Here is an 8,879-nt window from a genome sequence, read left to right as displayed (position 1 = left end):
ATTTATTCCGCCATATTTAATTAGACAAAAATCGGGGTTGGTGTAAATAACCTAGTAAAAATATCCATCAAGATACGAACAAACTCCCCCAACAGTCCAATTAATTAGGGCTTATAAATCCTTGAAGCTTGGGGGAGGAATAATATAGTTTTGCAAGAAGCTCGTTTGTATAGAGTCGAACCGCTTGACTCCGTTAACTTGTCAATAACTCCGCCAGGAAGGAATATCCGTCTCTCCATTGGCGTCGAATTTCAGGCCGAATACGCGGGTTCCTTCATAACGGCGATAGTTGTTTACGATGCGCAAGTTGGGATAAGTCGCCTTCCCTTCGGGAAGAGTGGAAGGAAGGATGCGGCATAAATTCAAAACGAACGGGGCGGATTTCGTTCTATCCGCCAATTTGACGAGCAGGGGCTGACGGCCTTTCGCCAAGTGAACAATTCCAGAAGATTGGACGGGCAAAGCGGGTTCTTTGTACGCAGTTTTCGATTCGTAGACTTTTACGCCGCCAATCCATACGGCGCAAGGTTCATCGTGGGAAATCCAGAGTTCGGCGTCTTGTTCTTCGGGGACGGTCGCCCAACAGAAAGCGTAATAGACCTTACTGTCGGCGGGACCATACCACGCTTCGAAATCGATATAATCGTCGGAAAAACAGATTGGCTCCGTCCATCCCCCAGCGTTGGGAGTAGCGATAATGTTTTCGTCGGGCATTCCCAAATGTTGAATGGAAAGATCGCTGACATCGCCGGAATTGAGCAGCCAAATTCGGTTGTTCATGCTGAAGTGGCCCCGTCCCCCCTGAAAATTATCTTTGGATCGTTCGAAGTAATACATCGAATCCTCGATGGAATGTTCTCCGACCATGGCGATTTGCTTTTCATCCATCGCCCCCAATCCCTCGCGGGAGGCGTCCCAGAGTTGCGGGATGTTGTCGGGATTCAGTCCCATCAAACGGGCGCAAACGGCGTCCACGGCGACCATATCGGTCCCGGCGACGACCATATTGCGGCGAACGGAGGGATCCGTAGCGGTTTTGTGACGCTCTTTGCAAACGATAGCGTCAACCAAGCAGTAATCGGAGGGAGCGATGGAAGCCAGATCGACGAGTTCCAGCTCTACGGAATTTCGCTTCGGCCATCCCTGATGCAAGCCGATGGGATCGCCCGGCTCAAAACCGCCCGCTCCTTTATCGGTTCCATATCGGGCGCCGGCGGCGATGCCGATGTAATTCTTGAGGCAAATGGTAATCTGGGGCGTGTGCATTTTCATCACGGGAACGTTAATCAACACGTCGGCGTCGAGATAAACTTCGTGCACCCAATAAGATGGATATTCGGGAAAATCCATAAATTCGGGAACGGGAACCAAGCGGATTCCTTGCAAGGGATTTTCTAGAGTACCGAAATTGGAATCGACAATTTTCGCCGCAATACCGTCATTGGCCAGCCTCTGGATCATGGCGGTATAACCCGCTATGGCGAAGCCGTCGGCGACGGATGCGCGGCCTGTGTTGTATTTCGTATTGCGCCAGGTATCCGCCAGCCAACCGCCCGGCCCTTCTGTCACGGTATAATTCAGACTGCCCGGCATTTGTTCTTCCATCCAGCGAATCAATCCCTCTACAACGAAAGGATCGGTATTGACGCCATTGGTCCGTTCGGCTAATTCAACGATATCAGGCTTGATAACAACCTTGGCGCCGGGAAAAAGGAGAGGCTTCAAGTCGCCCGACAAGTCCAAAACTTCATATACCATATTCAGTATCCGGCTATAGGATAATACTGTATTAAGAGGCGCTGGTTCGGCCAGTTTGGAATCGTCAGAACGGACGAGTGCGACTTTCGTGGAATATTCCGGCGGCAGTCCGTCGTTTTTCAATTGGGAAACGGGAATCGCCGTCACCCAGGCCGCGCCTTGCAGCGAATTGGCCAGATCGATCCCAATCAAAACGGCGAGAACGATAAAGCAAGCGGCATAGACGATATATTTTTTAGCGTTCGGTGATGAAAGCATGAGATGATGGCTCCTTGTTAAAGAATGTCTGCATCAAGATGGTCAGGATTTTCAAGATTAAAGAGGATAAAAAATATCCTCATCATCCGTTTATTCTAGCATCCCTAATTCGGACTTTATTGTGGGCTTCGTTTCTTTTGAAATTACGCTATATCGCAAATTGTCTCAAAGAAATGAGTCATTTATCTCCATGAATTTGTTCCAACATATCGAGCGCCGCCGCAACGATTTTCGCTCCCGCATCCGGCGCGAGAAAGCTGGATCGGGCGCGCCAGGTTTCATAGCCTCCCTGTTGGTGAGCGGCAGCGGTAGGGATGTAGCCGTCGTAAGCGTTCGCCAATTCGATGCAAAACGTAAGCAGGAAGGGACTCTTCTTTTTCACTTCCAGCCCTAATTCCACAAAAACCTCGCCCGGAAGGGTTGCGATTCCAGCGTCCCCGATTCGCAGCGCTTGAACGGGAATTTCCACCTTTTCCGGCCAATCCGCCATCAACACTGATTCCCGCGCATAAATTTGGCGCAGAGTTTTTATCTCGGATCCCGCCTGCTGCAAAATGTTTTTCGCTTCCTCAATTTCATCGGCGGATGGCTTGCGAACGCCGGTTTCCAGCCATTTTTCTTTTATATCCAAAGGAACCCAGTCGCGATATTCCATATTCTCCATTACCTTGAGCGCCTTCGCCGCCGCGATGCGGGCGACCTGATTCATCTGATCGTAAGGATAAGATGGCTTAACTCGTTTATGAATGTCTATATTATTGATATCGCCCGAAGTTCCATTCGTCAGAATCGCAATGCAAGGCGGCTTCTCCGAATTCTTTACCGGCGCCAGTTCCCGTTCTACAAGATCGTCCCACATACCGAAATAATCGGCGCTGACCTCGTTTCCATTTTCGCTGCCCACATAATGCAGCGCGTAGTTGCCCAGGACGGCGATAGGATATCCTTCCAAGTCTTGGATAGCGATTACGCACAATTGGGGATCGACCGGCCCCGCCGGTTTTTCCACATTGGGATTATCGTAGCCGGGATTCATCTTGACCAGATCGTCGTTCCGTCCCCAAGGATTTTCCGGCATGGTTCCCGGCTTCATGAAATAACGCCGATTGAAAACCAGGCTCTCCTCATTTCCCGCGCCCCAAGCGATACGGGCGGGCCGCAGGTTGTTTTTCGCCCGCCGCACGCCGTCGGCGATGCGCTGCGCGCACCAGCGGATATATTCCTTATCCGGCTCGCTTTGAAAAACGTGAGCTGTCGTGGGTCCGGTATGCGTATGCGTGGCGGCGATAAGAATGCGTTCGGGAAGAATACCAGTATGTTTTTGGATGAGCCGCTTTGCCTCGTCGGCCTGTTCGCGGCCAATGGCGAGCAGATCGCAGATCGCAATGGCGATTTCCGCTTCTCCATTATTTAGCACCAGACAGCGGGCGTATAAATCATCGTGAATATGGGAAGCGGTCCGATCCGTCATCCAACCCGCCAGCGAAACGTCCAACATAGGAGTAATATTGGATTTCGCCGCTCCGGCCAGCAAGGTTTTGGCGTTTGTTCCATCTTCGGCAAAACCGAATGAGATGCTTGCCAATAAAAGAACAATTCCAAAACCGAAATCAAATATCTTTCTGAAATTGAAATTGCGTTTTATCATTGTCTCGTTTCCTTCCTTTTCAATTACTCTGTTTTGCAGCCAATGAACTCTCGCCTTCGGGATTGATATTTCTTTTCTAATTATAAAAAACCGTTCAAGAGAGGCGCAGAGGTTTCATTTTTTGCCGCGTTTTTGAATCGCGAAAACACTAAAACTTAAATTCCACGAAATTTTTGCATCTAGGATTTAAGAGATTCATTATTGATTACGCGGAAAAACTTTTCACGGCGCAATCTCTTCAGCCAACGTTTTTTCTGCTTTTATTCGTGTTTTTCTTTTTCATTTCGCTTTTTCGTGATTCAAGCGACGGTTGTATTAGATTCCTTTAATTTCCCTTTTCCCGCAACATGACTTCATGAGGTGGATGTTCCTTTCTTCTGCGCCTGGCCGCATTGTAATAAAAAAAATCCTTTTCCGATATTCTTCCATCCCCATTTAAATTGCTTTGTTTTTTTTCTATTGTTAGGATCAATCTCAACGCCAATCTTCCAAGAGCGCGATTCCAATGGAAAGGAACGTTCGCAATGAAAGAAGAACTCGCTATTCATGGTGGTCCCAAGACTATTCAATGTCCTCTTCCCGGCTGGCCGTCATTTGATGAAAAAACGCTGCAAGCCGTACTCGAACCATTGAAAACCGGCCGCGTCAATTATTGGACTGGAACCAAGGGCATGGAGTTCGAAAAAAAATTCGCCGAATGGACGGGAACCCGTTTCGCCATCAGCACCACCAACGGCACCAGCGCTTTGCATACGGCTTTGGCGAGTTTGGGGATCGGCCCCGGCGACGAGGTGATAGTCCCTAGCTACACCTTCATCGCTTCGTCCTTTTCCATCGTACAGGCGGGCGCCATTCCCCGCTTCGCCGACGTCAATAAGGAAGATCATTGCCTCAGCGTCGAATCGGCGCGTAAGTTGATCAACAACCGCACCAAGGCCGTCATGCCGGTGCATCTCTACGGCAACGTCGCCGACATGGATCCCATACTCGATCTAGCGCGCGAACATAACCTTTTCGTCATCGAAGACAACGCCGAAGCCTATGGAGGCGTATACAAAGGCAAGAAAACAGGAAGCCTCGGCCACGCCGCCGCTTGCAGTTTTTGCCAAAACAAAACCTTCACCACCGGCGGCGAAGGCGGCATGGTTACCACCGACGACGAAGAAACCGCTTGGCGCTGCCGCAGTATCCGCGATCACGGCTACGACGTGAAAGAGCGCCTGCGATTGCTAGAACTGGAGCAAAAACTGCCTTACATTCACACCCAAGTCGGCTGGAACTACCGCATGACCGAAATGCAATCGGTCATCGGCCTATGCGAATTGGAGCGCATCGACGATTGGAATATGCCGCGCCGCCGCCGCAACGCTCAAATTCTCCTCGACGCGCTGCATGGCGTTCCGCAGATACTCTATCTCCCCGTCGATACGCCCGAACGCCGCAATGGATGGTACGTCTTTCCTATCACCTTGGACATCGACAATATGCAGTGCGACATACCAACGTTCCTAACGGCTCTCGGCGCCGAGGGCGTTCCCTGTTGGAAAGTCTTTTGGCCCCAATGCCATACGGAACAGGCGTACGTCCAGCATAACGGCATCGGCGATTCCAAATTCCCCTTCGAAAGCCGGGAATATACCTATCCCGAATCCGTGGATTACTCCAAAGTAGAAGTTCCCAACGCCGAATGGCATCAAAAACGCACTTTCATCACCTTCATCTTTCCAACGTATGAAGAAGAACTCATGCGCGCCATCGCCAGCGGCATCCGCAAAGTCATCGAAGCCTATTCTTAATGAGGGGGTGGCAAGGGCGAGGTTTTTATCTGCCCTTGAACAAGCCCTTCGCGTGTAACATGAATTAATAAAACCACGGAGAACTATCATGAAAACCAAATGGGGCGTCATCGGTTCCGGCGGCATCGCCAGCCGCCGCACTATCCCGGAAGGAATAATCCAAACTAACAACGCCGAATTGACGGCGGTCTACGATATCGATCGGGAAGCCAATCTCCGCGTTGCCGAAAAATTCGGCGCGCAAGCCTGCGCATCAGAAGATGAACTGCTGGCCAGCGGCTGCGATATCGTCTATATCGCCACTCCGGCGGATTTACATTGCGAGCAAGCCATCCGCGCCGCCCGCGCGGGCAAACATGTTTTCTGCGAGAAGCCTTTGGGCTTAACCGTTGAAGAAAGCCAGCGCATCATCGACGCCTGCGCGGAACAAGTCGTCAAACTGGGCGTCGGCTTTATGATGCGCTTCCATGCCTATCACCAGGCAGCTTTGAAAATCGTTCGCGAGGGAAGGCTGGGAACTCCCGTCTTGGGACGGGCGCAACTCTCTTGCTGGTATCCTTCCATAGCGGGCGCCTGGCGGCAGAATCCTCAACAGGGCGGCGGCGGCAGCCTTATCGATATGGGCGGCCATTGCATCGACCTTCTGGAAGTGTTTTTCGGTCCCGTTCGTAAAGTATCTTGTTTCATCGGCAATTTAGTTCACAATTACGCCAGCGAAGACGCCGCCGTGGTTCTTTTAGAATTTCGCAACGGCGCTAAAGGGATAGTAGACGCTTGCTTTTGCATCCCGGACGATAGTTCCAAAAACCGCCTGGAATTGTATGGCTCTCAGGGAAGCCTTCTCGCCGAAGGAACCATCGGGCAGAGCGAAGCGGGAGAGATGACGGCCATCTTGCCCGATTCGGACAAAGATTACGATGCGCAGCAAATCCGCTGCGATGGAAACGTCTTGCGTATCCAGCCGTCTCCCGTCAATACCTACTGCGCCGAGGTGGAAGCGTTTTCGCAAGCAGTTCTCGATAACGTCAAGCCACCAGTGGGCGCCGCCGCCGGGTTGTGGAGCCAGGAGGTTCTTGCGGCGTGTTACGAATCGGCGAGAACCGGGCAAGCAGTCGAATTGCCTTTATCGGAATAATTATTCTTAATCGCTCATGTTACGCGCGATGGTCATTTTTCTTGGAATTTACCGTCTTTTACAATTCCTCTCCCAAGATTGGGAGAGGTCAGGTGAGGGTTGATTCGATTGGACTTAAAGCCCATCACCCTAACCCTCTCCCAAAGGACGAGGGAATAGAAATGCGTAACATGAGTTAATCGTTCATTATCAAAAAAAGGAGAATCGCAATGCCGCAAAAGCAACTGGGGGTATTAATTCATGGAGCGGGATGGGTTTCTGGCGAGCATATCAAAGCATTTCAAAACAATCCCCATACTTATATCGCCGCCATATCCAGCCGCAGGCTGGAAAGCGCCAAACAACGGGCTGAAGCAGCGGGTTTGCAAGACGTCCGCCTTTATACCGATTACGAACAAGCCTTGCAGCAAGAAGGAATCGACATCGTTTCCGTCTGCACTCCCCAGCATGTTCACGCCGAAAACGCGATCCTGGCCGCCAAGGCGGGCAAGCATATCGTCATCGAAAAACCCATCGCCAATACGCTGGAAGAGATGTACGCCATGCGCGAAGCGGTAAAGCAAGCGAAAGTAAGAACCATCGTTAGTTTCGTTCTGCGATGGAATCCCTTTTTCGAAACCGTCAAATCGCTGATCGCCGATGGAGCGCTTGGCAATATTTATTACGTCGAAACGGATTATCAATCCAATATCGCCAGTTGGTGGTCGGGATTCGGCGACGCCCGCCGCAAAGAATACGGCGTCAGCGCCATGATGGTCGCGGGTTGCCACGCCCTCGACGCCGCCCGCTGGTTCGCCTCGCCGGAACGCCATGGCGCCGCCCGCGTCTCCGAAGTCTTCGCCTATCGCGGAGGATGGCGCAAAGGATCGGAACGGGAATATAACTATTTCACTGGCGCCTGGTCGGACGGAAAGCCGCCGTTGGAATACGAAGGCTTGGAAGTCGTTTTATTGAAATTCGACAATGGCGTCCTCGGCAAAGTTACTGCCAATTTCGACTGCATCATGCCCTATACCTTCCCCGTGGAAATTTTTGGAGATCAAGGCACGGTTAAAGACAATCGCCTCTGGTCGCATAAATTCCCCGGCCAGAAAGGCTGGATCGAGATTCCCTCCATCCTGCCCGACAGTTCGGACGTCTCGCACCATCCCTTCCAAGCCCAAATGGACCATTTCGTCGAGTGCATTCAAAACAACCGCGAATCGCATTGCAACCTGGAAGACGCCATCCACACCCACGAAATCGCCCTTGCGGCGCAAAAATGTTACGAAATCGGCCAACCGATAACGCTGCCGATGCCATAATATCGCCGCGCGGCGCGTAATGCATTTTTTATGGAAATTTTCTGTTATCCATCGTTGAAAATTCTCGTCTGCCGGATGAGATGAAAATATTCCATTCTTATTATGAACTCGACAGTCAAAAGTTCTTAGGGTAAATCACCGTCGATATTTTCTTTCAAAAGGATCATGTTGAGAAATGTCATCTCCTCAATGATGTCAAGCAATCTTTTATAGTTATTTACCATCCAAACAAGTAGGCAGTTGCGTGGATTTATAGCCGAATTTCCTTTCGAAATCGTCGATCTCTTTATCCTTCATGTCGCGGCTCATCGGTCCGAAAATCGCCGCGCCTTCGAACAACGCCACGGGAGCGGTTCCAGAGCCTTTGCCCTCGATTTAGGGTTTTATGTTGGGATATTGCTTTTGGAATCCCTCCGCTCACAAAGTCATAAGATTGTTCATCGTATCGGAGCCTGCGCTCTTGATAACGCCGTTTACGCCCTTGACGGGTTTATATTTCGGCAGTTTCGCATCCACTTTCACTTGTGCGGCAGAAGTAAGAGCGGTCATGGCGGCAAACGATACAATCAATCCTTTGACAAGCATCCTCTTGAAGAACATTTATTTTCTCCTTTTTTACGATAGAGGCTCTTGCAAAATTAATAAAATCCGCTTTTAAATTCTCCCCCCAAGCTTGGGGGGAGTTAGAGGGGGGTTGATTATGTTAGACTTAAAGCAACCCCCTCCTAACCTCCCCAAGCATGGGGGAGGAATTATGGAGTTTTGCAAGAGGCTCGATAGTTAAATTGTTTCTTGGTTATGTTAAAAATTCGTTAGGATTTCATTAGCGATGGATTAAAAATGGGGAACGGCGGGGTGGCAGGGTGGCAAGAGCAAGGTTGTTTCTGCCCTTGAAACATCCCTTGCATAAACAAGCGGAACAAGAAAAGAACTTCGAAGGGGGATCACCGGCGAAACAAAGCGCCTCGGCTTTCGCCTCG

7 protein-coding genes are annotated in these 8,879 nt (G+C 50.6%); 3 read left to right on the top strand and 4 right to left on the bottom strand.

The genetic code is table 11. From position 1 onward, the window contains the following. Positions 1-201 precede the first annotated feature (201 nt). Together AB1656_03985 and AB1656_03980 are read right to left on the bottom strand one after the other, a co-directional pair. Positions 202-2,016, bottom strand: coding sequence for a DUF362 domain-containing protein (locus AB1656_03985; protein MEW6234523.1), 1,815 nt, complete (start codon positions 2,014-2,016; stop codon positions 202-204). A 178-nt stretch (positions 2,017-2,194) separates the two neighbouring features. Continuing rightward, positions 2,195-3,601, bottom strand: coding sequence for a neutral/alkaline non-lysosomal ceramidase N-terminal domain-containing protein (locus tag AB1656_03980; GenBank protein ID MEW6234522.1), 1,407 nt, complete (start codon positions 3,599-3,601; stop codon positions 2,195-2,197). Between the two features lie 587 nt (positions 3,602-4,188). On the opposite strand from AB1656_03980, the gene AB1656_03975 reads away from it, so the two are divergent. The 3 genes from AB1656_03975 (at position 4,189) to AB1656_03965 (ending at position 7,899) form a co-directional block, all read left to right on the top strand. Next, positions 4,189-5,460, top strand: a complete 1,272-nt coding sequence (locus AB1656_03975) for a DegT/DnrJ/EryC1/StrS family aminotransferase (protein ID MEW6234521.1) — start codon at positions 4,189-4,191, stop codon at positions 5,458-5,460. Positions 5,461-5,548: 88 nt separating this feature from the next. Next, positions 5,549-6,595, top strand: coding sequence for a Gfo/Idh/MocA family oxidoreductase (locus AB1656_03970; GenBank protein ID MEW6234520.1), 1,047 nt, complete (start codon positions 5,549-5,551; stop codon positions 6,593-6,595). A 209-nt stretch (positions 6,596-6,804) separates the two neighbouring features. Further along, the gene (locus AB1656_03965) at positions 6,805-7,899 is read left to right on the top strand and encodes a Gfo/Idh/MocA family oxidoreductase (GenBank protein MEW6234519.1); all 1,095 of its coding nucleotides are present in this window, start codon (positions 6,805-6,807) and stop codon (positions 7,897-7,899) included. A 213-nt stretch (positions 7,900-8,112) separates the two neighbouring features. On the opposite strand, the gene AB1656_03960 is transcribed toward AB1656_03965, so the two are convergent. Both AB1656_03960 and AB1656_03955 read right to left on the bottom strand, forming a co-directional pair. Next, positions 8,113-8,244: a hypothetical protein gene (locus tag AB1656_03960; protein MEW6234518.1), complete on the bottom strand. Its 132-nt coding sequence runs from the start codon at positions 8,242-8,244 to the stop codon at positions 8,113-8,115. A 72-nt stretch (positions 8,245-8,316) separates the two neighbouring features. Then, positions 8,317-8,499 carry a hypothetical protein gene (locus AB1656_03955; GenBank protein ID MEW6234517.1) on the bottom strand — a complete coding sequence of 61 codons (183 nt, stop codon included), beginning with the start codon at positions 8,497-8,499 and terminating at the stop codon, positions 8,317-8,319. Positions 8,500-8,879: the final 380 nt, after the last annotated feature.

Source organism: Candidatus Omnitrophota bacterium (assembly GCA_040755155.1).
Taxonomy (GTDB): Bacteria; Hinthialibacterota; Hinthialibacteria; order Hinthialibacterales; family Hinthialibacteraceae; genus JBFMBP01.
This window is presented reverse-complemented; position numbering and strand designations above follow the sequence as displayed.

Bases quoted from the DNA above. Each gene is read 5' to 3' on its own strand.
- AB1656_03985 (MEW6234523.1), bottom strand. From the start codon at position 2,016: ATGCTTTCATCACCGAACGCTAAAAAATATATCGTCTATGCCGCTTGC.
- AB1656_03975 (MEW6234521.1), top strand. From the start codon at position 4,189: ATGAAAGAAGAACTCGCTATTCATGGTGGTCCCAAGACTATTCAATGT.
- AB1656_03970 (MEW6234520.1), top strand. From the start codon at position 5,549: ATGAAAACCAAATGGGGCGTCATCGGTTCCGGCGGCATCGCCAGCCGC.
- AB1656_03965 (MEW6234519.1), top strand. From the start codon at position 6,805: ATGCCGCAAAAGCAACTGGGGGTATTAATTCATGGAGCGGGATGGGTT.
- AB1656_03955 (MEW6234517.1), bottom strand. From the start codon at position 8,499: ATGTTCTTCAAGAGGATGCTTGTCAAAGGATTGATTGTATCGTTTGCC.